This window comes from Streptomyces sp. BoleA5 (genome assembly GCF_000373665.1).
In the GTDB taxonomy this organism is placed as follows: domain Bacteria; phylum Actinomycetota; class Actinomycetes; order Streptomycetales; family Streptomycetaceae; genus Actinacidiphila.
This window is the reverse complement of sequence record NZ_KB892093.1, coordinates 132,245-156,022: the sequence shown is the minus strand read 5'-3', so window position 1 is coordinate 156,022 and position 23,778 is coordinate 132,245. Positions and strand designations below refer to the sequence as shown.

Sequence of the window (23,778 nt, the reverse complement as noted above, 5' to 3'; positions counted from 1 at the left end):
ACGGTGCGTCGGCTCATTGGTTGAGTGGCTCATCCACTGAACCATGGAGGTGTGATGGAAGCGCTGCCGCGCACGTCGATCGTGGACGTCCTGGAGGACCGCATCCGCGAGGAGATCCTCACCGGCCGACACCCCGCGGGGAGCCTGCTGCCGCCCGAACGCACACTGGCCGAGGGGTACGGCGTCACCCGGACCACCCTCAAGCACGCCTTCGGGCGGCTGGTGCAGGCCGGACTGCTGGAGACGCGGCACGGCGTCGGCACCCGGGTGCGGGACTACGAGCGCCTCGGCGGCGCCGACCTGCTCCCCATGCTCGTCCGGCACGACGCCCGCTGGCTCTCCGAGATCTTCGAGGTGCGGCGCGGGGTGGGCGCCCTGATCGCCGGCGCCGCGGCGGACCGGGCGGGCGACGCCGCACGGACCCGGCTGCGGGAGCTGGTGGAGGCCGTACGCACGGCCGGGGACCCGGACGCGGTGCAGCTCGCGGACGCCGAGGTGCACCGGGCGCTGGCCCGCGCCACCGGCAACCGTGTCTACGCGCTCCTCACCAACACCCTCTTCAACGCGTACCTGCCGATGCGCCGGCACCTCGCGGGCCCCTTCCAGGACGCGGAGGAGGCGTACGGGCGGCTGGCGCCGGTGGTCGCCGCGGTGGAGGAGGGCGACGGCGCGGCCGCCCGCGCGGCGGCGGAGGCGTATCTGGCGGCGACCGAGGAGATCATGCGCGAGGGGCTGAGGTCGCGGTGAGCGCGGCACGGGGGACGGTCTTCGCCGAGACCATGACGGGCACCGTACGGCTGCGCGGGGAGGACCGCGAGCGGCCGGTGCGGCTGGAGTTGACGGCACGCAGCGAGGACCTGCTGCTGCCGCACCGCACGACCGCGGCCCTCGTCACCGGACGCCTGCGCGTCGCGGGCCGCGCCGACACCGCCGTCAGCGGCACGCTGGAGGTCTCCCCGCTGGCCCGGCGGCGCATCCACTACCGGCTGGAGTGCGAACTCGACGGCGGGCCCTGCCTGCTGGAGGGCTGGAAGTCCGTCACCCCGCGACGGCCGCTGGCCTCGATGACGACACTGCCCTTCACCCTCACCGCCGGGGACGGCCCGGAGCCGGCCGGCACGGGCACCCTGCGCTTCCGGACGGTGACCTCGCTCGCGCCCTTCCTGGCGAGCTTCCGCTTCCCGCGCCGGGACGACCCCCGGGCGCAGTGGGCGCCACGCTGGGACGGCACGGCGGGCCGCACCGAGGTCTGGTACACCACGGCCACCGACCCGGCGACGGGCACCGGACTGTGGTTCCACCACGAACTCGTCGCCCCCGCCGGCGGCTCCCCCGCCTTCGCCCACGGCTGGGCCGCCGTCTTCCCCCCGAAGGGCGAGGGCCCCGTGGAGCACGCCCGCTTCGGCCCGCTGCCCTGGGACCCGGCGAAGGACCCCGGGGGCTTCACGGCGGACGGGGTCGAGGCCGTGCCCGGCCGGCTGCGGGGCACGGCGGGCGAGCTCTCCTGGGACCTCACCGAGGACGCCGGCGGCGAGCGGCCGCTGTACACCTTCCCGCGCTGGTCGTGGCGGCATCCGCTGCTGCCCGCCGCGCAGATCGTTCCGTCGCCCCGCGCCCGGTACACGGGCACCGTCCGCCACGGCGCGTCCGAAATCGCCCTGCGCGCCGCGCCCGGGGCCTCGGCCCGCATCTACGGCCACGGCAATGCCCGGCGCTGGGCGTGGCTGCACGCCGACCTCGGCGACGGCGACGTGCTGGAGGTCGTCGCCGCGGTCTCCACCCGCCCGGGCCTGGACCGGCTGCCGCCGCTGGTCTTCCTCAGGCTGCGCAAGGACGGCCGCGACTGGCCGCGCGGCGGTCTGCGCCCGGCCCTGGGGCGCGCCGGTCTCGGCCGCTTCACCGCCGACATCGGCCTGCCGCACTGGAGCGTGAGGGGCCGCGCGGGCGGGCGGCGGATCACCGTACGGGTCGACCAGCCGGACGAACGCACCCTCGCCCTCGACTACGCCGACCCCGACGGCTCCCCCGCCCTGTGCCGCAACAGCGAGACCGCCGACGCCCATGTGCTGCTGGAGCGCCGGGGCCGCGGCGGCTGGCGCACCGAGGCGGAATGGACGCTCGCCGGCACCGCCCACGCCGAAGTGGGCGAGCGGTGAGCGCGGCCGTCCGCGGCCTGGTGGCCGCGCTGCTCGCCGACGCGGGCGACGGCGGCTGGCCCGCGGGGGTGCCGCGCCGGCTGGACGGCCTGCTGGCGGCGATGCCCGCGCGGACCCGGCACGGCTTCCGCGCCGCGGCGGCCGCGGTGGACGCCTACGCGGCGGCGCGCACCGGCCGGCGGCTGGACCGGCTGGGCCCGGGCGAGCGGGAACGGGTGCTTGCGGGGCTCGCGGCTCGCCCCGCGCTGCTGCCCCTGCTCGACGTGGTGAAGGTGCCGGTGCTGCTGGCGGCGGGCACCGAGCGCCTGATGGCGGAGCCGCCCCGGGCCGCGGCGCCCCCGGCGCCGCAGGACCCGCCGCTGGACTGCGTGCCCGCCGGCGAGTGGCCGGACCGCTCCCGCGCGGACGCCGTCGTCGTCGGCTCCGGCGCGGGCGGGGCGATGGCGGCGCGCACCCTGGCCCGCGCGGGCCTGCGGGTGGTCGTCCTGGAGGAGGGCCGGCGGCACACCACGGCGGAGTTCGGACGCCGGGCCCCGCTCGACCGGTTCGCCGGGCTGTACCGCGACGGCGGCGCGACCATCGCCTTCGGCAACCCCCCGGTGGTCGTGCCGACCGGGCGCGCCGTCGGCGGCACGACGGTCGTCAACTCCGGCACCTGCTACCGCACTCCGGACCGGGTGCTGGCCCGCTGGCGCGAGGAGTACGGGCTCGGGGACCTCGCGGACCCGGTGGCCTTCGGCGCGCACCTGGACGAGGTGGAGCGCACCCTGCGGGTGGCCCGCCAGCCGCGGGACGTGCTCGGCCGCAACGGCGCCCTCGCCCTGCTCGGCGCGGACGGTCTCGGCTGGCGGGCCGCGCCCCTGCGGCGCAACGCCCCCGGGTGCCGGGGCTCGTGCCAGTGCGTGGTGGGCTGCCCGTCCGGGGCGAAGCAGAGCGTCCAGCTGTCGGTGCTGCCGCAGGCGTGCGCGGCCGGTGCCCGGATCGTCACCGGCGCCCATGTGCGGCGGGTGCTGACCGAGCCCGACCGGCCGGGCGGCCCGCGCGCCTGCGGGGTGGCGGTACGGCGGCCGGACGGCAGCGAACTGGAGATCCTCAGCCCGCTGGTCGTGGTGGCCGCGGGCGCGCTGCGCACTCCCCCGCTGCTGCGCCGCTCCGGCCTCGGCGGGCACCCTCGGACCGGCCGCAACCTGGCCGTGCACCCCGCCACCAGCGTCGCCGGGCGGTTCGCCGACCCGGTCGCGGACGGCGGGCCCTCGGTGCTGCAGAGCGTCGGAGTGGAGGAGCTGCACGAGGACGGCATCCTCCTCGAGGCGACCGCGCCGCCGCCCGGCATGGGCTCGTTCGTGCTGCCGGGCGTCGGCCGGGAACTGCGCGCGGAACTGGAGGACTCCGGACGGCTGGCCACCCTCGGCGCGATGATCGCGGACCGGCCCGGCGGACGTGTACTCGGCCGCGAGGGCACTCTGCTCCGCTACGACCTCGACCCCCGCGACGGCCGCCGTCTGCTGCGCGCCGTCCGCGCGATGGGCGACCTGCTCTTCGCGGCCGGGGCCGAGGAGGTCCTCACCGGCGTCCCCGCCGCGCCGCGGGCCCGTACGCGGCGGGAGTTCGCGGCGGCCCTGGAGGGGGTCACGGCACGGCAGCTGCACCTGTCGGCCTTCCACCCCACGGGGACGGTGGCGCTGGGCGCGGACCCGCAGGTGGCGCCCGCCGACCCCGCGGGCCGGCTGCGCGGCGTCCACGGGGTGCTGATCGCCGACGCCTCGGCGCTGCCCAGCTGCCCCGAGGTGAACCCGCAGCTCAGCATCATGGCGCTGGCCCTGGCGGTCGGCGAGGGCGCGGTGCGGGCGGCCGGCTGAGGATCAGCCGGTCCGGAGGACCGCGCAGGTCGTCGTGCCGTGGGCGTAGCGCTTCCCGTCGGCCGCGCCAGTCACCCGCGCCTCGGCGGTGGCCGTCGTCCGTCCGACGTGGAGCGCCACCCCCTCGCGGCGCAGCGCGGCCGCGCCGGGGAGCACCGGCCGGATCAGGTGCACCCCAACTGCACGGTGGTGTAGGCGGATCCGGCCGGGAGCCGGCTCATCACGGCGGAGCCGCGAGCGGAGTCCAGCAGGGTGGCGAGGAAGCCGCCGTGCACCGTGCCCATCGGGTTGAGCAGGTGGTCCCCGGGATCGCCCTCGAAGACCGCGCGCCCGTCGCCGACCTCCACGAGGCGGAAGCCCAGGGTGCTCATGATCGAGGCCTCGGGGAAGCGGCCGTCGATGGCGCCCTGCAGGACCTCGCGCCCGGTCATCTCCAGCACTTCGGGGGTGGGTTCGGGGCGCGGCTCCCAGGTGTGGGTGCGCGAGCGGGTGGCGGTGGCGGCCTCGTACGTCGTCATGGCACCGACGCTAGGCGTCGGACCGGGTCACCGGGAGTGGCGCATCCGGCAGCTTGGATACCGTTCCCGACAGCGGGCCGGACACCACTGCGGGCACGGCGGGCGTGGGGTGGCGCAGGTCGAAGGCCGGCGACTCGGACCGGATGCGCGGCAGGGAGCGGAAGTTGTGGCGTGGCGGCGGGCAGCTCGTCGCCCACTCCAGGGAACGTCCCCAGCCCCAGGGGTCGTCGGTCCCGACCGGCTCGCCGTACCCGGCCGTCCGCACGAAGCGGCTGCCGCGCCCGCGTCCCGCCGGACCGCGCGCCGGCCGGGCGGCCTCGTCGCGGGCCCGGCCGCGGTCGCGGCGGCCGTGGCGGCCGTCCTGGTCCTCGTGCTCTCGGGGGCCTTCACCCAGGACCGGCCCGAGTACCGGGTGAAGGCCGGAGACGTCATGTCGTACCAGGCCTGGATTGACTGACGGCGGCGCGCCGTCCGGGCGGCGAAGGGGCGGAAGGCCTCGTCCGCGCCGGCTCGGCCCCCGCCCCCTCCCCCGGGGTCAGCGCGCGGCCAGGACCGCCAGGCGCGCCGCCGACGTGCCCAGCCCGGTCGGCCCGGTGGTCAGCCGGGCGCCGACGCCCCCCACCGGGCGGCGCAGTTCCGCCTCGTCGTAGCGGCGGCAGCCGCGGTGCCAGACCAGGATGCCCGCGAGCCAGTTCTGCAGCTCGCGCACATAGCCGTCCAGCACGGCCCGCGCGTCAGCGCCGAGGGCGAAGTCGTCGTACAGCACGGGGAGTTCGTTCTCCGCGACATGCTGGAACTGACGCATCCGCCCGGTCATCAGGTCGTGGACGACGGCGAGCGAGGCCTGCTCGTCGCAGTCGAAGAAGTTCTGCACGACCAGCAGGGCGTTGTGGATCTCGCCCTCGTACTCGATCTCCTTCCGGTACGAGAAGACGTCGTTCATCAGGCAGGCGTAGTCGGCGGCGGCGTTCTCCAGCGACCGCATCGGCCCGCTGCGGTAGACCTCCTCCGGCACCCGCCTGCCGTGGCCCAGCCGGCACAGGCTCATCGTCAGGTCCGAACCGAAGGTGTGGCGGCGCATCTCCAGGTAGTCGACCGGGTCGGGGATGCGGTTCTGCGCCGCGTTGGCCAGTTCCCACTGCCAACTCGCGGTCATGCTCTCGACGGCGGTGCGGAAGCGGCGCCGCGCCTGCGGTTCCATCGCCCCGGCCGTCCGCGACCACAGGTCGGCCAGACTCCGTTCCAGGGCGGTGGCCGGGGCCGGAGCCGGGCTGCCGTCGACCGGCATGAAGGCCGAAAGCCGCTCGTTGGCCGCGCGGGCGCCAGCCAGATCGCGGGTGCGGCCGTACACGGCGGGGAAGTAGTCGTCGGCGTAGGTGCCCCAGGTGAGCCAGCCCGAGGTGAGGTCCAGCCCCTCGGGGGTCGCGTCGGGGTGGATGCCGGCCGCGCACAGCGGGAAGTCGAAGGCGACCAGCTTGTGTTCGTCCCACACGTGGGAGTGCGGTACCCCGGGTTGCGGCAGCAGCAGGCCCATCCGGTGTGCCCAGTCGACGACATGGCGCCGGGACGCGTCCAGATGCGGGCTGGACCTGGCCGTGAAGGGCATCAGGAAGTCGGGCAGCGGGATCGGCCCGGTGCTCCGTGGCGCATGGGTGAACCCGCGGACGCGTGCCGCCTCGGCGCGGCCGGTGGTCCGTACGGTCCCCGCCGACAGCCCGAGCCCGCCGGGCAGCGCGAACGGCGACCATCCGGCCTCCGCGCCCCCGGCCCCGGCCCCGGCTCCGTCTCCGGACCGCGCTCCGCCGCCGTTCATGTAGCGGCTGGAGCGCATGTGCCACTCATGGCCGCCGGACTGCCAGTCCTGCAGGCCCTTGACGTACGCCAGCACCCGCGCGCACTGCACCGGGTCGAGCGCGTGCTCGGCGAAGAGCGGCGGCAGCTCCGTGAGCACGGTGTTCTCGAACTGCTGCAGCCGGGAGGTCAGCAGGTCGTTGACCGACTCGGCGGCCTCCTGCGTCGAGCAGCCGAGGAAGGTCTCCAGGACCAGTACGCCGTTGCTGAGCTCGCCCTCCTCCTCGGTCTCCCGCTGGTACGAGAAGAGGTCGTTGCGCAGGTGCACCGCGTCGGAGAAGGCGTCCCGCAGCACGAGCAGCGGCCGCGCCCCGGCGACGGCGGCTGGCACCTCCGCTCCGGCGGCGTACTCCACCAGCCCCGCCGACCAGGGCGCGCCGCCGACCTTGCGGCGCATCTCGATGTACTCCACCGGGTTGGGCACCCGGCCCGCGTTGATGTTGGACAGCTCCCACAGGGACTCGTTGAGCAGGTGCTCGGTGCTCTCGGCGAAACGCCTGCGCCAGTCCGTGGACATGGCCGGCACCGTGCGCGCCCACAGGTCGGCGAGGCCCGCCTCCACCGGGTTCCGGGGCTCGGGCATGCCCTGCTCCAGGTCCATCGGCATGAAGGCCGGCAGCCGGTCCAGGTACGCCTTGCCGCCCTCGCGGTCCTGCGTGCGCTTGAACGCCTCCAGGAAGTGGTCGTCGAAGAAGAAGACCCACACGTACCAGTCCGTCACCAGGGACAGGGCCGGCCCGGAGCAGTCCGGGTGCGTGTACGCGCACAGCAGCGCGTAGTCGTGCGAGTCGAGGTCGCCGGTGTCCCAGATGCCCGAGCCCTCGAGCATCCCCATCTCCCGCGCCCACCCTCGGGAGTGCTCCCGGGCCTGCTCCACGTGGGGGTTGAGTCGCGCGGGGTGCGGCAGGTAGAAGTCGGGCAGTTCAAATGGCTGCGTCACTCGTTCAGCGCTACCCGGGGCCACGGGCCCTATCCGGCACGGCGGGCAACCCATACGAACGGGTGAAAACCCGCGGGAGAAGCCCCGGACGAGCGCGGGGGCCGGCCCGTATCCCGGGCCGGCCCCGCTCGTCCGCGGACCTCAGGCCCGCTTGGGGTGCTCCCCCCAGCTCCTGCACAGCGCCCAGATGACGAAGACGTCGATGGCGATGACGATGATCGCCCACACCGGCGTGTACGGCATCCACGCGAAGTTCACGATGATGTTGAACGCCGCCAGGGCGACACCGACGACCCGGGCCCAGTCGGGGGCGTTCTGCAGCAGGGCGGCGCCGACCACGAGGACCAGCACACCGAGCACGAGGTGGATCCAGCCCCAGGCCGTCAGGTTGAACTTGAAGACGTAGTCGCCGAGCCGGACCCAGATGTCGTCCTGGGCGATGGCCGAGATACCCTCGAAGATCATCACGACGCCGGAGACGATGAGCAGCACCCCGGCGAAGGTGGTACCCCCCGACGCCGGCCCCGAGTGACGGCGCTCGGTGACCGGCTGTGTCTGCTGGCTCATGAGATGGCTCCCGTCCCTCGGTGCCCGGACACGCTGCCCGGACACTCCACACGGTCCGCCCGGCCGCCCGGTACGGCCATCCGCGCTGCGCCGTCCGGGTGACCCGCGGGCGGCAAACCCCGGCAGGCGAGATCATCGGTGCATGGCAACGACACTCCACCTCGCCCAGCAGCCCGAGGCCGACGCCCTGCTCTCCCGCAGCCCGCTGGCGGCCCTGGTCGGCATGCTGCTCGACCAGCAGATCCCCATGGAATGGGCCTTCTCCGGCCCCTGGACCATCGCGCAGCGCATGGGCCGCGACGACCTCGACTGCGGGGAGATCGCGGCCTACGACCCCGAGGCCTTCTCGGAGCTGCTCTCGCAGAAGCCCGCCGTCCACCGCTACCCGGGGTCGATGGCCAAGCGGGTCCAGCAGCTGTGCCAGTACCTCGTCGAGCACTACGACGGCGACGCCGGGGCGGTCTGGAGGGATGTCTCCGACGGCCGCGAGCTGCTGACCAGGCTCAACGAGCTGCCCGGCTTCGGGAAGCAGAAGGCGCAGATCTTCCTCGCACTGCTGGGCAAGCAGCTCGGCGTGACGCCGGAGGGATGGCGCGAGGCGGCGGGCGCCTACGGGGACCGGGACTCCCACCGTTCGGTCGCCGACATCACCGGGCCGGAGTCCCTGGACAAGGTGCGGGCCTTCAAGCAGGAGCAGAAGCGGGCCGCCAAGGAGGCGAAGGCCGCTAAGGGGTCCTGACCGACCGCTATCGGCGGCGGCGCTTGGACGTACCGAACAGGGACCGGGTGATCTCCCGCCCGATCTGGGTGCCGATGGAGCGGGCCAGGGTCTGGAAGACCCCGCTGCCCATCACCTGCTCCCCCTTCCCCGTGTCCTCCCGCGGCCGCTCCCGGCGCCCGCGGCCGGCAGCGCCCGGCGGGGACGGCCGCGCGGGAGCCGGCGCCGGCCGTCCGGCCAGCCGCTCGTACGCCGATTCCCGGTCCACCGCCTGCGCGTAGCGCGCGTACAGCGGCGAGTTCGCGATCGCCGCGTCCATCGCCGCCGGGTCGGCGGGACCCATCAGCGACCGCGGTGCCCGCAGCCGCACCGCCGCGACCGGGGTGGGGGCGCCGTCCTCGTCGAGGACGGTGACCACGGCCTCGCCGGTGCCGAGCCCGGTGAGCAGTTCCTCCAGGTCGTACGGCGAGGTGGGGAAGGTGCGCACCGTCGCCTTGAGCGCCTTGGCGTCCTCCGGGGTGAAGGCGCGCAGCGCGTGCTGCACCCGGTTGCCCAGCTGGCCGAGCACCTCGGAGGGCACGTCCTTCGGGGTCTGCGTCACGAAGAAGATGCCGACGCCCTTGGACCGGATCAGCCGCACGGTCTGCGTGATGGCCTCCAGGAAGGCCTTGCTCGCCCCGGTGAACAGCAGGTGCGCCTCGTCGAAGAAGAACACCAGCTTGGGCCGGTCCAGGTCGCCGACCTCGGGCAGTTCCTCGAAGAGGTCGGCCAGCAGCCACATGAGGAAGGTGGAGAAGAGCTGCGGCCGGTCCTGCACGGCCGGCAGTTCCAGAACGGAGACCACGCCCCGCCCGTCGCCGTCGCTCCGCAGCAGTTCGGCGGTGTCGAACTCCGGCTCGCCGAAGAAGGCGCCCGCCCCCTGTGCCTCGAAGGCCGTCAGCGACCGCAGGATCACCCCGGCCGTCGCCGCCGAGACCCCGCCGATCCCCTTCAGCTCCGGCCTGCCCTCGTCGGAGGTGAGGAAGGTGACCACGGCCCGCAGGTCCTTCAGGTCCAGCAGCTCCAGGCCCTTGGTGTCGGCGTAGTGGAAGATCAGGCCGAGCGACTGCTCCTGCGTGGTGTTGAGCCCCAGCACCTTGGAGAGCAGCACGGGACCGAAGCTCGTCACCGTGGCCCGCAGCGGGATGCCCCGGCCCATGCCGCCGAGGGCGTAGAACTCGGCGGGGCAGCCGGCCGGGCTCCAGTCCTGCCCCACCTCGGCGGCCCGCCGGGCGACGCGGTCGCCGGGCACGCCCGGGGCACAGATGCCGCAGACGTCTCCCTTGACGTCGGCGAGGAAGACCGGCACGCCATGCGCGGAGAGCTGTTCCGCGACGAGTTGGAGCGTCTTGGTCTTGCCGGTCCCGGTGGCGCCCGCGACGAGGCCGTGCCGGTTGAGCACCGCCAGCGGGACGCGTACGGGCGCCTCGGGCAGTGCCCGGTCCTCCCAGAGCAGGGCGCCGAGTTCGAGGGCCGGACCGGTGAAGGCGTACCCCTCGGCGATGGCCCGGGCGGTGCCGGGTGGGCTCGGCGTGGTCATGGGCTGCTCCGCTGCTCCCGCTATCACCGTATTTGCCCACCATCGCACTCCTGCGCCGTTGCTGCGCCCGTACGCCCTTGCCCGGTAGGCTTTCCGTGTGATCTTCAAGCGCATCGGAAACGGGCGGCCGTACCCCGACCACGGCCGGAAAAGCACCCGTGAATGGGCGGACGTCGCCCCACGTCCGGTACGCCTCGACCAGTTGGTCACCACCAAGGGGCAACTCGACCTGGAGACACTCCTCGCCGAGGACTCGACCTTCTACGGGGACCTGTTCGCGCACGTCGTGAAGTGGCGGGGCGACCTCTACCTGGAGGACGGGCTCCACCGGGCCGTGCGCGCGGCGCTCCAGCAACGCCAGGTGCTGCACGCCCGGGTGCTGGAGATGGACTGACCTCCGCACCGCTCGGCCGGGCCCGCCTCCACGGGGGACGCCTTCGCCCTTTCGGGTTCAACTCCCCCCCATTGGCCCCGATTGGTTGATCGTTTAGTAGGCCCGGCCGCCCGATCGCACTACGCTGCGCACATGAGCATGCTGACGCCCCCGGGCATGGGCGGAAAGTACCGGGTCACCGGGAACCAGTACCCGCGGATGCGCCGCCCCCGGAGCAAGGTGCGCATCGTCGCGGTCGTCGTGACGACCGTCGCCGTGGTCGGCCTGGCCGGCTGGGGCACGCTCCAACTGGTCGACGTCTTCGGCGGCAAGTCCACGCCGGCGAAGAACACGGCCGCCCAGGCCGAGAACGCCGCCAAGGAGCGCACCTGCAAGGCCGCGGCCGCCCCGGGCTCCGCCTCCGCGGCACCCATCGCCTTCCCGGAACCCGGGGAGGTGACGATCAACGTGTACAACGCCACCGCCAAGGGCGGCCTGGCCAAGGACACCGCCGACGAGTTCGCCGCGCGCGGCTTCAAGGTGGGCACCTTCGGCAACGCCGACCCCGAGTACGACCGCAAGGTGAAGGTGGCCGCGCTGCTGATCGGTGGCCACGGCCCCAAGGCCGAGGCCGCGATGAAGCTGGTCGCCGCCCAGTTCAAGGGCACCACCACGCTCAAGCCCGCGGCCGCCGGCTCCAAGCGCGCCACCGGCACGGTGGACGTCATGCTCGGCAAGGGCTTCACCAAGCTCTCCGGCGACAAGGCCGTCGAGAAGGCCCTCGCCGCCCTGGCCCGCCCCAGCGCGGCGCCGAGCGCCGGAAGCTGTTAGCCCGGCGGCACGGCCGTACGACGGAACCGGCCGCCGGGGCGTGACGCCCCGGCGGCCGGTTTCCGTACGTCGTGGGACGGCGGCGTCAGCCGGCCGTGCCGTAGAGGCGGTCGCCCGCGTCGCCCAGGCCCGGGACGATGTAGCCCTGCTCGTTGAGGTGGTCGTCGACCGCCGCGGTGACCACGGTGACCGGCTTGCCCGCCAGCGCGAGCTCCATCGCCTCGACACCCTCCGGCGAGGCCAGCAGCACCACGGCCGTCACGTCGTCGGCGCCCCGCTCGATCAGCAGGTCGATCGCGGCGATCAGCGTGCCGCCGGTGGCCAGCATCGGGTCCAGGACGTACACCTGCCGCCCCGACAGGTCCTCCGGCATCCGGGTGGCGTAGGTCTTCGCCTCCAGGGTCTCCTCGTCGCGGATCATGCCGAGGAAGCCGACCTCCGCGGTCGGCAGGAGGCGCACCAGGCCCTCCAGCATCCCGAGGCCGGCCCGCAGGATCGGCACGACCAGCGGACGCGGGTGGGACAGGCGCACGCCCGTGGTGTCCGCGACGGGCGTGCTGATGTCCACCTGCTCGGTGCGCACGTCACGGGTCGCCTCGTAGGCGAGCAGGGTGACCAGCTCGTCGGCCAGCCGACGGAAGGTCGGCGAGTCGGTGCGCTCGTCGCGCAGGGTGGTGAGTTTGTGCGCCACCAGGGGGTGGTCGACGACGTGGATCCGCATGTCCACGACTCTAACGTTCGGCCTGTGCACCGGCCTGCCCGGTCCGTGCCGCCGGTCAGGCTTCGAACCACCCGAGAGGGGGAATGCGTGCCCTTACGCCCGGACTGTCCCGGCCGGGCACGTGGATCTCTAGGGGTGGTGCCCCATGACGGAGCGCGGCAGCGACGCCGCCGGCGCGGACGACACGGGCGAGGCCCGTACGCAGCAGGAGCGCGACGCCGAACGCCGACGGCGGCGCGCCATGTTCCTGCGCGAACTGAACGAGGCCAAGGAACTCCGTGACCGCGTCCAGCCACGCCGGGCACGCGCGGCACGCGCGCGCCAGCAGATGCGGATGCGAACGTTCCGCTGGTAGTCCCCGGGCCGGCGCAATGCCGCCACATGGCGGGCGCCGACGGGGTCCCCGCAGGCCGCCGCGCGGAAAAAGCCGGAAGGCCTGGCACGCGGCACGCGCGGAAGACCCTTCGCAAAGCCGAGGTTTCTGCCACGATGCCGAGTGTGGGCGGGGAGCTGCGCCGGAACATTCGGCCCCCGCCCGTAAGTCCGGACGGCCTGAGACCTGTGGGAGAGTCACGGTGTACTTCGCCGCACTGCTCGCGCGCACCGAGGACGGTTGGGAAGCGCGCGAGACCGATCTCGACGATGTGGAAACCCTCGCCGACCTGACCGACTTGGCCCGGGCTGCTTCAGCCGGGGAGGATACGGTCCTGGTCTTCATCGAGCAGGAGGACGCCTGGTTCGGCGTCGTCCGCGTCGACGGTGAGGAGGACCCGCGGATCTACGTGTCCGACGCCGCCACGGCGGCGCGGAGCTCGTACGGGGAGATCCTGCTCACCGACGAACTGCTGGGGCGCGACCCCGAGGACCTGGACGACATCGTCGACCTCGACGGCACCGAGGAAGGTGACGCCGAGGACCTCGACGACGACGTGGTGCCCGGCCCGACGGAGGAGCACGTCCCCGTGGGCCCGCTCGGGGACGCCGAGCTCCTCGCGGACTTCGGCATGAGCGACAAGGAGCTGCTGGCCCTCAGCGGCGACGGCGCGCTGACCGGGGAGGCGCTCGGGGAGATCGCCGACTCGCTGGGCTGCGCCGACGTGCTGGAGGCGGTCCGCTGACCGGGACCGACCCGCTGCGCGAACCCTGGGTCTCCCCGATGCGGCTCGCCCTGGAGGAGGCCCGTCTCGCCCCGCGCACCGGCGATGTGCCGGTGGGGGCGGTGGTGCTGTCCCCGCAGGGCACGGTCATCGGCCGTGGCCGCAACGAACGCGAGGCGGTCGGCGACCCGACCGCACACGCGGAGGTGCTCGCCGTCCGGGAGGCCGCGAAGGCGCTCGGGGAATGGCGGCTGACGGGCTGCACGCTGGTGGTGACCCTGGAGCCCTGCACCATGTGCGCGGGGGCCGCCGTCGCCTCCCGGCTCGAGCGCGTCGTGTACGGCGCCGTCGACGAGAAGGCCGGTGCGGCGGGCTCCCTGTGGGACCTCGTCCGTGACCGGCGGCTCAACCACCGTCCGGAAGTGATCCACGGTGTGCTCGCCGAGGAGTGCGGTGAGCTCCTCACCCGCTTCTTCCGGACAAAGGATTTCGGAGCACCCCCGGACGTCCGCTAAGCTCTCTCTCGGTAGCGTGTCCGAGCGGCCTAAGGAGCACGCCTCGAAAGCGTGTGAGGGGGCAACTCCTCCGTGGGTTCAAATCCCACCGCTACCGCTCTGAGCTGGTGAGGGGCGGCATCCGGGAGATCTTCCCGGGTGCCGCCCCTCGTCCGTGTGTCCCGTGGCCGGTCCCGATGCCTCCGGCCGGCGTGCCGGTACCGCCGCCCGCCGCTTCCCACGGGCCGGCAGGGCGGCGATGATGATCGCCGGACCACGGCCACCCTCGGGGGAGACATGCCCACCCGCTCCGTCACACCGGTTCTCGCTCTCGCCCTCCTCGCCTCGCTCACCGCTTGCAGCGCCTCCCCCCAGCCGCCCCAGTCCCGGGGCCACGCCGCCCCCTCCCGGCCCCCGGTCACGCCGACCGCCTCACGTCCGGGCCCGGGCGACGTTCCGATGCCCCTCTTCGTCGGTGGCAGCGTCAGGGGAGCGATCGAGCAACTCGGCCCCGACGCCGACGTGCGGCTCTTCGACGCGAGCGGAAAGCACCGCACCGTCGGTGACGGCGAGGGATGGAAGATCTGCAGTGCGAGGCAGACTCCCGAGCAGCTCATCGTCTTCGGAGCGGTCATGAGGAACGAGAACTGCTGACGTCCGGTCGGCACGTCGGTCGCGCGCCGCGCTGCGGCAGTGCCCGGCATCGCCGTGCTTCCGGAAAGCGCTTGGGAAGGCGGCCCCTTGGCGGGTCCGGATCCCACCGCCGTCGCTCTGGGCGGGGGTTGCCTGAGGGTGACCGCACCGGACAGCGGGACCGTGACCGCACCGTCGGGCCACGGGTCCCGCCCTCACGAAGCCGAAGACCCCTCCGGACCGGGCGTTCTCGGCGTTTTCCGGCCTTCCGGACCGGCTGTGGCGAGCGTCACACACAGAGCGGGACGGGGTCGTGGATCACCCGCAAGGAGGCCTTCCGTCACCCGCCTGATTGCGCCATCCGGTGGATACACTCCAGCCATGGCGCAGGCGAAGAAAATCACCATGTACGTCATCGTGGCTTTCGTGCTCTATACGATCGTGACGTCGCCGGCCCGCGCAGCCGATCTCGTACAGATAGGCTTCCAGGGCATATCGGACGCCGCCAAGGGTGTCGGGGAGTTCATGACCGCGCTGGTCAACTGACCGGCCGGGAGCCGGTGAGGAGCACAGCACCGTGATACGCCATCTGGTCCTTTTCAAGCTCGACGCGGGCGTCGAACGCGACGACCCCCGGGTCGTGGCCGGCGTCGACGCCTTCGAGCGGCTCGGCGGGCAGATCCCCGAGCTGGCCTCCTGGGAACTGGGCTGGAACATCTCGGACCGCCCGATCGCCTACGACTTCGCGATCAACTCCTCGGTGGCGGACGCCACCGCACTCAAGACGTATCTGGAGCACCCCGCGCACCAGGCCGGGGTGGCGCTGTGGCGCGAGTTCTCCACCTGGGTGGTCGCCGACTACATGTTCGAGTGACGCCCCGCGGCGGCCCCTCGGGCCCCGCTCCTGACGCACAGCCCTCCGCCCGCCGGGCGGAGGGCTTTTTCATTGAGGGCCGCGCCTCACTTGCACACAGTCCACATGAATTGTGATGCTATGACCGCTTTTGCCGGATAGTGGACCGATGAGGAGTGGCATGTCCGTGTCGGCCCGACCCGCGTCACCATCGACCTCCGGAGACGGCAGCGGGACCGGCACGACGACCGGCGGCGAGACCGGCACGACGACCGGCGGCGAGACCGGTACGGCGACCGGTACGGCGAGCAACGGCAGCAGCGCCAGCTCCAGCGGCAGCGGCAGCGGCAGCAGGGGGAGCACCAACAGCAACGCCGTGGAGGCGCGGGCGCTGACGCAGGTGCTGTTCGAGCAACTGTCGGGTCTGGAGCCGGGCACCCCGGAGCACTCCCGGGTCAGGGCCGCCCTCATCGAGGTGAACCTGCCGCTGGTGCGCTACGCGGCCGCCCGCTTCCGCAGCCGCAACGAGCCGATGGAGGACGTCGTCCAGGTCGGCACGATCGGGCTGATCAACGCCATCGACCGCTTCGACCCCGAACGCGGGGTGCAGTTCCCGACCTTCGCGATGCCGACCGTCGTCGGCGAGATCAAACGTTACTTCAGGGACAACGTCCGCACCGTCCACGTCCCGCGCCGGCTGCACGAGCTGTGGGTCCAGGTCAGCGGCGCCATCGAGGACCTGACGGTGGCCCACGGGCGCACCCCCACCACCGCGGAGATCGCGGAGCGGCTGAAACTCTCCGAGGACGAGGTGCTGGCCTGCCTGGAGGCCGGGCGGGCGTACCACGCCACGTCCCTGGAGGCGGCCCAGGAGGGCGGCGACGGGGCGCCCGGGCTGCTGGACCGGCTCGGCTACGAGGACCCGGCCCTGACCGGCGTGGAGCACCGGGACCTGGTGCGGCACCTGCTGGTGCAGCTCCCCGAGCGGGAGCGGCGGATCCTGCTGCTGCGCTACTTCGGGAATCTGACGCAATCGCAGATCAGTGCCGAACTCGGGGTTTCGCAGATGCATGTGTCCCGGCTGCTCTCGCGCAGCTTCGCCCGGCTCCGATCCGCAAACCAGCTCGAATCGTAACCCTTACGGACTACCCACCCCTTGAGAAATAAGTCGACATGGCGCTACAGCGCGTTGCCGACATGTGACATTCTGCGGGAACCGCGTTTGTCGCGGTCCGGCCTCCGGTATTCCAGTGGAGGAACGAACCGTCGCCCGCGACACCCGTCCGCGACCTCAAGGGGGTGGCATGTCCGTAGAAGTGGGCAGTCCGAAGGTGCTGAACACCGACGCGCCGCACGATGCTCCTGACGGCAAGGCCATCGACACCGCCGGCACCGCCGTCGCCGACACCACCGCCGTCGACAGCACGATCGAGGCCATCGACACGAGCGTCGACACCCGCACGCTCTCCCGCTCGCTGTTCCTGCGGCTCGCCGAGCTGCCGGACGACAGCCCGGAGCGGGCGTACGTACGGGACACGCTCATCGAACTGAACCTGCCGCTCGTGCGTTACGCGGCGGCCCGCTTCCGCAGCCGCAACGAGCCGATGGAGGACATCGTCCAGGTCGGCACGATCGGGCTGATCAAGGCGATCGACCGCTTCGACTGCAACCGCGGCGTGGAATTCCCCACCTTCGCGATGCCCACGATCGTCGGCGAGGTGAAGCGCTTCTTCCGCGACACCTCGTGGTCGGTGCGGGTGCCGCGCCGGCTGCAGGAACTGCGGCTGGCACTGACCAAGACCAGCGACGAGCTGGCCCAGCGGCTGGACCGCTCGCCCACCGTCTCCGAACTCGCGGCGGCGCTCGGCGTCTCCGAGGAGGACGTGGTCGACGGCCTCGCGGTCGGGAACGCGTACACCGCGAGCTCGCTGGACTCCCCGCCCCCGGAGGACGACGGCGGCGAGGGCTCACTGGCCGACCGGCTGGGCTACGAGGACACCGCGCTGGAGGGCGTGGAGTACCGCGAGTCGCTCAAGCCGCTGCTGGCCCAGCTGCCCGCACGGGAGCGGCGCATCATCATGCTCCGCTTCTTCGCCAACATGACGCAGTCGCAGATCGGCGAGGAGGTCGGCATCTCCCAGATGCACGTCTCCCGGCTGCTGACCCGGACCCTGGCGCAGCTGCGCGAGGGCCTGACCGCCGAGCAGTAGGGGCGAGGACCGGCCGGCGGAGGACCGGCCGGTTCATTCCTGACGGTTCGTCAATACATTGACGGGACGGTGCACATACCGCCGGGCCGCCGGGGCGCGTCGGCCGCCGCCTCGGCGGCCGGCGTCTGCCTGGGCCTGGGGGCCCTCGCCGCGCTGGGCCCTGACTGCGAGGGCGACGGCGCGGGGCTACATGGCCGTCGGCGCCCCGGGACCGCGTGGCGGCCCCGGGATGAACGCCCCGCCCTCCGGTGACGTGGACCTCGTACCGCTGGACGGCCGTACGCCTTCGCCGTCCGCGCCCGGCCGCACGTCGCCCGCCGCTCCGGAGGCACCCCGCGCACCGGACGGCCGCGGCGGCTCCGCGCCGTCCGCGACTCCCTCCGGCGGCCCCACGGTGCGCCCGGCTCCCGGCGGTTCGGCCTCCTCCTCGTCCGCACCCGCCCCCGTACCCGCACCCGGCGCACCTGCGCGCCTGGGGGTGGGCGCGCTCCAGCGGGCGGCGGGCGCCCAGCGCTGGTGCGAGAAAATCACCGTCACCCTCGCCAACACCGGGGACCGCGCCGCGACGGCGGGCGCCATCACCCTCGGCACGCACGTCATCGACCTGCCGGGGGTCTACTGGGCCACGGTGCGGAGCACCCGCGCCGCACCGGCGCCGGTACCCGGCGGCGGCAGCGCGAAGGCGACCTGGAAGGTCTGCGTCGAGGCCTGGCGGGTGCCGCCATGCATGTCGAGACCCGGGACGTCTCGGTCGCGGACTCCTGACCGCCGGCCCGCCCCGGGCACGCGTCGGCGGGGGCCGGTCCGTCCCGGGACCGGCCCCCGCTTCCGCGGGAAGGCGTGGTGGTGCGCTCAGCCGGCCAGGTAGGAGCGGATCTGGCCGAGGCTGCCGGTGTCGGTGAGGAACCCGATGTGGGTCGTGCACGCCACCAGGTGGTTGTTCGCGCCGCTCAACGGGGTGCTGGTGTAGGGGATGATCACTCCGTCGCACGGCGAGTACCAGGTCGCGTAGACCGTGCTGCCCGGCGTCTCGTCACCGCTGCTGATGGTGCGGACGAAGGACGAGCCCGGGAGCATCTCGACGCAGGACGCGTAGATCACGCACGCCGAGGCGAAGGTGGTGCCGTGGTTCGCGCCCGCGACCGAGGCGACCCGGCGGACGGACGAGGTTCCGCCGAGCTGTGTGAGGTACCACTGGGTGACCAGGCCGCCCATCGAGTGGTTGACGATGTCGACCTTGGCCGCGCCGGTGCGGGCCAGCACCTGGCGCACATAGCTCGCCAGTCCCGCGGCGCTGGTCTTGTTCGACTGCGCCCAGTTGTACTCGTACGCGAAGAGCTCGCCGCGGCTGTAGCCGCCGGCCACGAAGACCGTCTCCGCGTAGTCCCAGTTGCTCGCGCTGCCGGTGTAGCCGTGCACGAAGACGACCGGGGTGTGAGTCGCGGCGTTCGCGGTGCCCGGCGCCACGAAGGTGCCGAGGCCGACGGCAGCCGCCACGGTGAGCAGGATCGCCCATATTCGTCGCATCTGAACTCCTTGTCGTGGGGGTCGACAGGAGTCTCGGAGCGAACCGCGGGCGGCGGACCGGTGGAATCACCAGTGTCGTTCCTGTCATGAACGGAACATGACGCACGGCCCTTCCCTCCCGATGGGCGCCAGCAGACACTGGCGTCATGGAGGCCGGACGGAGCGAACCCGCCGCGTGGCCGCCGGCGCTGTACGGCCGGGACCGCGAACGCACCCTCCTGGACGCCCTGCCGGGACCGGCCCCGCAGGGCGGGGGACGGGCGCTGCTGCTGCTCGGCGGACCGGGCACCGGACGCACCGCGCTGCTCGCCGCCGCGGCGCGCACCGCGGCGGCGGCCGGCGCGACCGTGCTGCGCACCGACGGGGTACGGGCCGAGGCACGGGTCCCGCTCGCCGGCCTCCACCGCACCCTGCTGCCGGTCGCCCCGCGCGTCCGGACCCTGCCGGGACCGTACGGCGCGGCGCTGGCCGAGGTCCTCGCCGGGAGGGAGCCCTTCGGGGGCGAACTCGCGCTGGGCGCCGCGCTGTCCGGCCTGGTGGCCGAACTCGCCCGCCCGGCACCGCTGCTGTGGTGCGTGGACGACGCGCAGTGGCTGGACCCCGCCACGCTGCGCGCGCTCGGCATGGCGGCGCGCCGCCTCACCGGTCTCGCCGCCGCCGTGGTGTTCGCCGCCGACGAGGCCTGCCCCGTCTCCGCCGCGCTGGAGGGCCTGGACGTCCTGCGCCTGGGACCGCTGCCACCGGACGCCGCGCGCCGCACGCTCGCCGACCGCTTCCCCGGGATGCCCCCGCACGGCTCGGACGCGGTCATGGTGCTCGGCCTGGCCGCCGGCAATCCGCTGGCCCTGGTGGAACTCGCCGGGGCGGCCGTGGACGGGCGGCTGCCCGAACCGCCCGCGCTGCCCGAGGGGAGCAGGCTGCGCGAGCGGCACCGGGAGCGCTTCCACGCGCTCACCCCGGGCGCCCGCGCCGTGGTGGCGCTGCTGCTCTGCGGCGGGCCGCTGGCCGTACCCGTGCTGGAATGCGCGGCCCGCCGCCGCGGGCCGGGCGCCGGCGCTGTCGAGGAGGCCCGGGCCCACGGGCTGGTCGAGGTGCGCGACGGGACGGCGACCGTGCCGGGACGGCTGCTGCGCGCCTCGCTGACCGGACTGCTCTCCCCCGCCGACCGGCTGGCCGCGTACGGGACGCTCGCCTCGGTGCTCGACCCCCCGGCCGCCCGGCTGTTCCGGGCGCTCCACCGGCTCGGCCGCTCCGCCGGCCCGTCACCGGGGCCGGAACGGGAGCTGGAGGCAGCGGCCGGGTCCGCCCGCCGGTCGGCCGGTCACGCCGCGGCCGCCGCCGCGTGGGAGCGGGGCGCCGAGGTCGCCGCCCGTCCGCGCACCCGGGTCCGCTGGCTGGTCGCGGCCGCCGCCGACGCCCAGGCCGCCGGGGACACGCGGCGGGCGCGCGGCCTGATGCGCCGGGCCGGAGCCCAGGGCGGACCGGCACCGGGCGGGGCACCGGGCGCGCTGGTCCGGGGCGAGATCGAACTGCGCGACGGGGTGCCCGCCGTGGCCTGCCGCGACCTGACCGCCGCGGTCGGCGGCTTCCCCGCCGACCGGCGCGCACCGGCCGTACGGGCCCTGATGCTGGCCGGCGAGGCGGGGTGCCTGACGGGCGACTTCGCCGCGTTCTTCGGCCTCGCCGACCGTGCCGGCGCCCTGCGCCGCAGCGACGACCCACCGGAACAGCGACTGGTCTTCGACCACTTCGCGGGACTCGCGGCGACCTTCCGGGGCCGGCACGACCACGCGCAGTGGGCGCTGCGCCGGGTGGTCCGGCTCGCCGAGACGCTGACGGACCCGGAATCCGCGATCTGGGCCGCCCAGGCCGCGTACACCCTGGGGGACGCACCGAGGGCGCTGGCCCTCGCGGCCTCGGCCGTGCACCGGGCGCGGCGGCAGGGTGCGGGCGCGCTGGTGCCGGCGGCCCTGGTCTACGAGGCCCTGTGCGCTCTGGCGCTCGACCGGTACGCCGCCGCCGGGGCCGCCGCAGAGGAGGGGCTGCGGCTCTCGGAGGCGACCGGCCAGCGCAACCTCGCCGTGGACCACCTCTCGGTGCTGGCGCTGCTCGCCGCGCTGCAGGGCGACAGCGCCACCGCCGGGCTGCGGTTGGCGGCCGCCGAACGCGCCGTCGCCGTACGGGGGCTGGGCCGTCCCGGGGCCTTCAACTGCTGGGTGTCCGCCTGCGCGGACCTCGCCGCGGACCGGCCCGCCGACGCGCTGTCCCGCTTCGCCCGCATGCGCGGCGGCGCGGGCCAGGTGAATCTGGCGGTCCGGGGGATGGCGGCGCCCCACTTCGTCGAGGCGGCGGTCCGCTGCGGGCAGCGGGCGAAGGCCGCGGGGGCGCTGCGCGCGTACGAGCACTGGGCGACGGCGAGCCGCAGCAGCGTCCGGCTGGCGCTGGCGCACCGCTGCCACGGGCTGCTGGCGGAGGACGACGCGAGCGCCGTGGCGCACTTCCGGGAGGCGCTGCGGCTCCACCAAGGAGACGACACCGTCCTGGAGATGGCCAAGACGGAGCTGTTCTACGCCTCCAGGCTGCGACGCACCCGCCGGCCCGGCGAGGCCCGCGGCCTGCTGCGCGACGCGGTGTCCGTGTTCCGGCAGTTCGACGCCCGCCCCTGGGCGGAACGGGCCGCGGCCGAACTGCGCGCCGCCGGTGACCGGGTGGGCCCGGTGGACCGGGAGCCCGGCGGCCGCCGGGAGCTGACGGCGCAGCAGACGAGGATCTGCGAGCTGGTGGCGCAGGGCGCCACCAATCGCGAGATCGCCGATCTGCTGCTGCTCAGCACGCGGACGGTCGAGTACCACCTGCGGAACATCTTCAGCCGACTCGGGGTGCGCTCGCGCGTCGAGCTGGCGTCGCTGTTCCGCTGAGCGGGGCGGGGCCGCCGGGCACCGGCGCACGACGACCGCCGGACGGCCGGCGACCGCCGGCGTCCGGTGTCGGTGGACGTGGTGTGGCGCGCCGGTCAGGCGACCGCGAACCAGACCACGGCGGCGATCACGACGACGGCCGCGATGACGCCGACGATCAGCCCGGTCTTGTTGCCGCCCGCGGCCTGGACCTGGGCGGGCTCCTCGTCGACGAAGGCGCGGAACATCTGCGTGTTGCCGGCCGGGTCGTAGTTGTTGTCAGGGGTAGTCATGGGGCAGGACCCTAGCGAAGTCGTGTCGGGCAGGTCACCCCAGGTCCGCCGTTGACGAGGGGAACAGCCGGGGAATACCGCTTGCCGCCGCCGCGTCCAAGTCCACATGGCACTCATCGGCAACTCTGATCTCGACGTCTCCCCCCTCTGTCTCGGCGGCAACGTCTTCGGCTGGACCGCGGACGAGGCGACCTCCTTCGAGGTGCTGGACTCCTACGCGGAGGCGGGCGGCAACTTCGTCGACACCGCGGACGTGTACTCGGCGTGGGTCCCGGGCCACAGCGGCGGGGAGTCCGAGACCGTGATCGGCTCCTGGCTCGCCAAGCGAGGCCGCCGCGACGACGTCCTCGTCGCCACCAAGGTCGGCTCCCACCCCGACTTCAAGGGCCTGAAGGCCGCGACGGTCAAGGCCGCCGCGGAGGAGTCGCTGCGCAGGCTGGGCACCGACCGGATCGACCTCTACTACACGCACTACGACGACCCCGAGACCCCGGTCGAGGAGATCGTCACCGCTCTGGACGGGCTGGTCCGCGAGGGCAAGGTCCGCCACGTCGCGGCCTCCAACATCAGCCCCGAGCGGCTGGCGGCCTCGCTGGAGTTCGCCGACCGCGAGGGCCTGACCAAGTACGTTGCGCTGCAGCAGCACTACAACCTGGTGGAGCGGGAGCAGTACGAGGGTCCGCTGCGCGAGGTCGTCCAGGCGCACGGTCTCGCCTCCGTGCCGTACTTCGGTCTGGCCCGGGGCTTCCTCACCGGCAAGTACCGGCCCGGCGTCACGGTGGACAGCCCCCGGGCGGAGGGCGCGGGCGCCTACCTGGGGTCGGAGCGCGGGCCGCGGGTGCTGGCCGCGCTGGACGAGGTCGCGGCCGCGCACGGCGTGGAGCCGGCGAGCGTCGCGCTGGCCTGGCTGCGGTCGCAGCCGACCGTCGTGGCGCCGATCGCCAGCGCCCGTACGCCCGGGCAGCTGTCCGCGCTGCTGGCGTCGATGGCCCTGGAGCTGACCGCCGCGGAGCTGGACCAGCTCACGAAGGCATCTGTCTGATCTGGACTGCGGCTTTCATCCGACGACCCGCCTCCTCGGCCGGAGGCGGGTCGTTCCTTTTGGAGGTTTTTACCCGAAAGAATTTGCCTGCAGCAACCAAACGTTTCTAAGGTTGCTTGAGGCAACCAACAAGAGTCGGGAAGCGAGGCGCCATGGCGACGCAGGAGCAGTTCGCGGAGCTCGCGAGCCAGCTGCGCGCGATCCCGGTGGTCGCCCGCGAACTCAGCCGGGCCTGTCCACCGCAGTGCCCGCCGGCGTCGCTCGGCGTGCTCTCGGTGATCAGCCGACACGGCGAGCTGCGGATGAGCCGGCTGGCCGAGCTGCTGGAGGTCGACATGTCCGTCACCAGCAGACACGTGGCCCACCTCGCCGAGCGCGGCTGGATCGACCGGCTGCCCGACCCGCACGACAAGCGGTCGCGGTTGCTGCGTCTGACCCCCGGCGGCGCGGACATGCTGCGCGCCGCCCAGAACCGGGTCGCCGAGGCGCTGGCCCACCACCTGAGGGACTGGCCGGACGAGGACGTCACCGAGTTCTCCCGGCTGCTGGACCGGCTGCGCAGGGACTTCGCCGCCGACTGCCGCCCCCGTACACACTCCACGACGTGAAGAGGATGACG

General features: G+C 73.9%; 25 protein-coding genes, 1 tRNA gene and 1 pseudogene. 18 read left to right on the top strand and 9 right to left on the bottom strand.

Going from position 1 to position 23,778, the window contains the following annotated elements; all coding sequences use genetic code 11:
• Positions 1-54 precede the first annotated feature (54 nt).
• The 3 genes from B085_RS0109205 to B085_RS0109195 are packed head-to-tail and all read left to right on the top strand — an operon-like array spanning position 55 to position 4,015.
• Positions 55-747 (top strand): FadR/GntR family transcriptional regulator, encoded by a 693-nt coding sequence (locus B085_RS0109205; RefSeq protein WP_018558284.1) that lies wholly within the window; start codon positions 55-57, stop codon positions 745-747.
• Positions 744-2,156 (top strand): hypothetical protein, encoded by a 1,413-nt coding sequence (locus B085_RS41830; RefSeq protein ID WP_018558283.1) that lies wholly within the window; start codon positions 744-746, stop codon positions 2,154-2,156. Before B085_RS0109205 ends, B085_RS41830 begins: the two co-directional genes overlap by 4 nt.
• Positions 2,153-4,015: a GMC family oxidoreductase gene (locus B085_RS0109195; RefSeq protein ID WP_018558282.1), complete on the top strand. Its 1,863-nt coding sequence runs from the start codon at positions 2,153-2,155 to the stop codon at positions 4,013-4,015. Before B085_RS41830 ends, B085_RS0109195 begins: the two co-directional genes overlap by 4 nt.
• Positions 4,016-4,018: 3 nt before the next feature.
• On the opposite strand, the gene B085_RS49965 is transcribed toward B085_RS0109195, so the two are convergent.
• The 5 genes and pseudogenes from B085_RS49965 to B085_RS0109170 form a co-directional block, all read right to left on the bottom strand.
• Positions 4,019-4,189 (bottom strand): hypothetical protein, encoded by a 171-nt coding sequence (locus B085_RS49965; protein WP_018558281.1) that lies wholly within the window; start codon positions 4,187-4,189, stop codon positions 4,019-4,021.
• On the bottom strand, positions 4,180-4,533 hold the full coding sequence (locus B085_RS41825) for a PaaI family thioesterase (RefSeq protein WP_018558280.1): 354 nt from the start codon (positions 4,531-4,533) through the stop codon (positions 4,180-4,182). Before B085_RS41825 ends, B085_RS49965 begins: the two co-directional genes overlap by 10 nt.
• Positions 4,534-4,543: 10 nt before the next feature.
• Positions 4,544-4,795, bottom strand: a pseudogene (locus B085_RS50615) (cytochrome c oxidase subunit I); the annotation flags it as partial.
• A 273-nt stretch (positions 4,796-5,068) separates the two neighbouring features.
• Positions 5,069-7,324 carry a family 2 encapsulin nanocompartment cargo protein terpene cyclase gene (locus B085_RS0109175; RefSeq protein ID WP_026250829.1) on the bottom strand — a complete coding sequence of 752 codons (2,256 nt, stop codon included), beginning with the start codon at positions 7,322-7,324 and terminating at the stop codon, positions 5,069-5,071.
• 141 nt (positions 7,325-7,465) lie between these two features.
• Positions 7,466-7,891, bottom strand: coding sequence for a DUF7144 family membrane protein (locus B085_RS0109170; RefSeq protein ID WP_018558276.1), 426 nt, complete (start codon positions 7,889-7,891; stop codon positions 7,466-7,468).
• 142 nt (positions 7,892-8,033) lie between these two features.
• Here B085_RS0109170 and B085_RS0109165 point away from each other — a divergent pair, with 142 nt between their 5' ends.
• Positions 8,034-8,630, top strand: coding sequence for an HhH-GPD-type base excision DNA repair protein (locus tag B085_RS0109165; RefSeq protein ID WP_018558275.1), 597 nt, complete (start codon positions 8,034-8,036; stop codon positions 8,628-8,630).
• Between the two features lie 7 nt (positions 8,631-8,637).
• Here B085_RS0109165 and B085_RS0109160 read toward each other — a convergent pair whose 3' ends face one another.
• Entirely contained in the window at positions 8,638-10,188 is a 1,551-nt protein-coding gene (locus B085_RS0109160; RefSeq protein WP_018558274.1) for a helicase HerA-like domain-containing protein, read from the bottom strand.
• Positions 10,189-10,285: 97 nt separating this feature from the next.
• Here B085_RS0109160 and B085_RS0109155 point away from each other — a divergent pair, with 97 nt between their 5' ends.
• Together B085_RS0109155 and B085_RS0109150 are read left to right on the top strand one after the other, a co-directional pair.
• Positions 10,286-10,582: a type II toxin-antitoxin system VapB family antitoxin gene (locus tag B085_RS0109155; RefSeq protein WP_018558273.1), complete on the top strand. Its 297-nt coding sequence runs from the start codon at positions 10,286-10,288 to the stop codon at positions 10,580-10,582.
• Between the two features lie 132 nt (positions 10,583-10,714).
• Positions 10,715-11,392 carry a LytR C-terminal domain-containing protein gene (locus tag B085_RS0109150; RefSeq protein ID WP_026250828.1) on the top strand — a complete coding sequence of 226 codons (678 nt, stop codon included), beginning with the start codon at positions 10,715-10,717 and terminating at the stop codon, positions 11,390-11,392.
• A gap of 85 nt (positions 11,393-11,477) precedes the next feature.
• Here B085_RS0109150 and upp read toward each other — a convergent pair whose 3' ends face one another.
• Positions 11,478-12,113, bottom strand: a complete 636-nt coding sequence (gene upp / locus B085_RS0109145) for a uracil phosphoribosyltransferase (protein WP_026250827.1) — start codon at positions 12,111-12,113, stop codon at positions 11,478-11,480.
• A gap of 145 nt (positions 12,114-12,258) precedes the next feature.
• On the opposite strand from upp, the gene B085_RS0109140 reads away from it, so the two are divergent.
• From B085_RS0109140 to B085_RS0109100, 9 genes are all read left to right on the top strand, one after another.
• Positions 12,259-12,468: a hypothetical protein gene (locus B085_RS0109140; protein ID WP_018558270.1), complete on the top strand. Its 210-nt coding sequence runs from the start codon at positions 12,259-12,261 to the stop codon at positions 12,466-12,468.
• 220 nt (positions 12,469-12,688) lie between these two features.
• Positions 12,689-13,231 carry a tRNA adenosine deaminase-associated protein gene (locus B085_RS0109135; RefSeq protein ID WP_018558269.1) on the top strand — a complete coding sequence of 181 codons (543 nt, stop codon included), beginning with the start codon at positions 12,689-12,691 and terminating at the stop codon, positions 13,229-13,231.
• A gap of 38 nt (positions 13,232-13,269) precedes the next feature.
• The gene (tadA, locus tag B085_RS0109130; protein WP_018558268.1) at positions 13,270-13,725 is read left to right on the top strand and encodes a tRNA adenosine(34) deaminase TadA; all 456 of its coding nucleotides are present in this window, start codon (positions 13,270-13,272) and stop codon (positions 13,723-13,725) included.
• 10 nt (positions 13,726-13,735) lie between these two features.
• Positions 13,736-13,822: transfer RNA gene (locus B085_RS0109125), tRNA-Ser, on the top strand.
• A gap of 179 nt (positions 13,823-14,001) precedes the next feature.
• Positions 14,002-14,358, top strand: a complete 357-nt coding sequence (locus B085_RS0109120; RefSeq protein WP_018558267.1) for a hypothetical protein — start codon at positions 14,002-14,004, stop codon at positions 14,356-14,358.
• A 360-nt stretch (positions 14,359-14,718) separates the two neighbouring features.
• On the top strand, positions 14,719-14,883 hold the full coding sequence (locus B085_RS49960; protein ID WP_018558266.1) for a hypothetical protein: 165 nt from the start codon (positions 14,719-14,721) through the stop codon (positions 14,881-14,883).
• Positions 14,884-14,914: 31 nt separating this feature from the next.
• The gene (locus B085_RS0109110; protein WP_018558265.1) at positions 14,915-15,211 is read left to right on the top strand and encodes a Dabb family protein; all 297 of its coding nucleotides are present in this window, start codon (positions 14,915-14,917) and stop codon (positions 15,209-15,211) included.
• Positions 15,212-15,371: 160 nt separating this feature from the next.
• Positions 15,372-16,325, top strand: coding sequence for an RNA polymerase sigma factor SigF (locus B085_RS0109105; RefSeq protein WP_018558264.1), 954 nt, complete (start codon positions 15,372-15,374; stop codon positions 16,323-16,325).
• 169 nt (positions 16,326-16,494) lie between these two features.
• The gene (locus tag B085_RS0109100; protein ID WP_026250826.1) at positions 16,495-17,400 is read left to right on the top strand and encodes an RNA polymerase sigma factor SigF; all 906 of its coding nucleotides are present in this window, start codon (positions 16,495-16,497) and stop codon (positions 17,398-17,400) included.
• An 852-nt stretch (positions 17,401-18,252) separates the two neighbouring features.
• Here B085_RS0109100 and B085_RS0109090 read toward each other — a convergent pair.
• Positions 18,253-18,927, bottom strand: coding sequence for an esterase/lipase family protein (locus B085_RS0109090; RefSeq protein WP_018558261.1), 675 nt, complete (start codon positions 18,925-18,927; stop codon positions 18,253-18,255).
• Positions 18,928-19,073: 146 nt separating this feature from the next.
• On the opposite strand from B085_RS0109090, the gene B085_RS0109085 reads away from it, so the two are divergent.
• The gene (locus tag B085_RS0109085; protein WP_018558260.1) at positions 19,074-21,845 is read left to right on the top strand and encodes a helix-turn-helix transcriptional regulator; all 2,772 of its coding nucleotides are present in this window, start codon (positions 19,074-19,076) and stop codon (positions 21,843-21,845) included.
• A 95-nt stretch (positions 21,846-21,940) separates the two neighbouring features.
• On the opposite strand, the gene B085_RS49955 is transcribed toward B085_RS0109085, so the two are convergent.
• The gene (locus B085_RS49955; protein ID WP_018558259.1) at positions 21,941-22,117 is read right to left on the bottom strand and encodes a hypothetical protein; all 177 of its coding nucleotides are present in this window, start codon (positions 22,115-22,117) and stop codon (positions 21,941-21,943) included.
• A 106-nt stretch (positions 22,118-22,223) separates the two neighbouring features.
• Here B085_RS49955 and B085_RS0109075 point away from each other — a divergent pair, with 106 nt between their 5' ends.
• Both B085_RS0109075 and B085_RS0109070 read left to right on the top strand, forming a co-directional pair.
• The gene (locus tag B085_RS0109075; protein WP_018558258.1) at positions 22,224-23,159 is read left to right on the top strand and encodes an aldo/keto reductase; all 936 of its coding nucleotides are present in this window, start codon (positions 22,224-22,226) and stop codon (positions 23,157-23,159) included.
• Positions 23,160-23,311: 152 nt separating this feature from the next.
• Entirely contained in the window at positions 23,312-23,767 is a 456-nt protein-coding gene (locus tag B085_RS0109070; RefSeq protein ID WP_018558257.1) for a MarR family winged helix-turn-helix transcriptional regulator, read from the top strand.
• Positions 23,768-23,778: the final 11 nt, after the last annotated feature.

Coding starts and splice junctions, on each gene's coding strand:
- B085_RS0109140 (WP_018558270.1), top strand. CDS start 12,259: ATGACGGAGCGCGGCAGCGACGCCGCCGGCGCGGACGACACGGGCGAG.
- B085_RS0109100 (WP_026250826.1), top strand. CDS start 16,495: ATGTCCGTAGAAGTGGGCAGTCCGAAGGTGCTGAACACCGACGCGCCG.
- B085_RS0109085 (WP_018558260.1), top strand. CDS start 19,074: ATGGAGGCCGGACGGAGCGAACCCGCCGCGTGGCCGCCGGCGCTGTAC.
- B085_RS0109170 (WP_018558276.1), bottom strand. CDS start 7,891: ATGAGCCAGCAGACACAGCCGGTCACCGAGCGCCGTCACTCGGGGCCG.
- upp (WP_026250827.1), bottom strand. CDS start 12,113: ATGCGGATCCACGTCGTCGACCACCCCCTGGTGGCGCACAAACTCACC.
- B085_RS0109165 (WP_018558275.1), top strand. CDS start 8,034: ATGGCAACGACACTCCACCTCGCCCAGCAGCCCGAGGCCGACGCCCTG.
- B085_RS0109120 (WP_018558267.1), top strand. CDS start 14,002: ATGCCCACCCGCTCCGTCACACCGGTTCTCGCTCTCGCCCTCCTCGCC.
- B085_RS0109150 (WP_026250828.1), top strand. CDS start 10,715: ATGAGCATGCTGACGCCCCCGGGCATGGGCGGAAAGTACCGGGTCACC.
- B085_RS49960 (WP_018558266.1), top strand. CDS start 14,719: ATGGCGCAGGCGAAGAAAATCACCATGTACGTCATCGTGGCTTTCGTG.
- B085_RS41825 (WP_018558280.1), bottom strand. CDS start 4,533: ATGACGACGTACGAGGCCGCCACCGCCACCCGCTCGCGCACCCACACC.
- B085_RS0109075 (WP_018558258.1), top strand. CDS start 22,224: ATGGCACTCATCGGCAACTCTGATCTCGACGTCTCCCCCCTCTGTCTC.
- B085_RS0109105 (WP_018558264.1), top strand. CDS start 15,372: ATGTCCGTGTCGGCCCGACCCGCGTCACCATCGACCTCCGGAGACGGC.
- B085_RS0109205 (WP_018558284.1), top strand. CDS start 55: ATGGAAGCGCTGCCGCGCACGTCGATCGTGGACGTCCTGGAGGACCGC.
- B085_RS0109090 (WP_018558261.1), bottom strand. CDS start 18,927: ATGCGACGAATATGGGCGATCCTGCTCACCGTGGCGGCTGCCGTCGGC.
- B085_RS49955 (WP_018558259.1), bottom strand. CDS start 22,117: ATGACTACCCCTGACAACAACTACGACCCGGCCGGCAACACGCAGATG.
- B085_RS0109070 (WP_018558257.1), top strand. CDS start 23,312: ATGGCGACGCAGGAGCAGTTCGCGGAGCTCGCGAGCCAGCTGCGCGCG.
- tadA (WP_018558268.1), top strand. CDS start 13,270: ATGCGGCTCGCCCTGGAGGAGGCCCGTCTCGCCCCGCGCACCGGCGAT.
- B085_RS0109160 (WP_018558274.1), bottom strand. CDS start 10,188: ATGACCACGCCGAGCCCACCCGGCACCGCCCGGGCCATCGCCGAGGGG.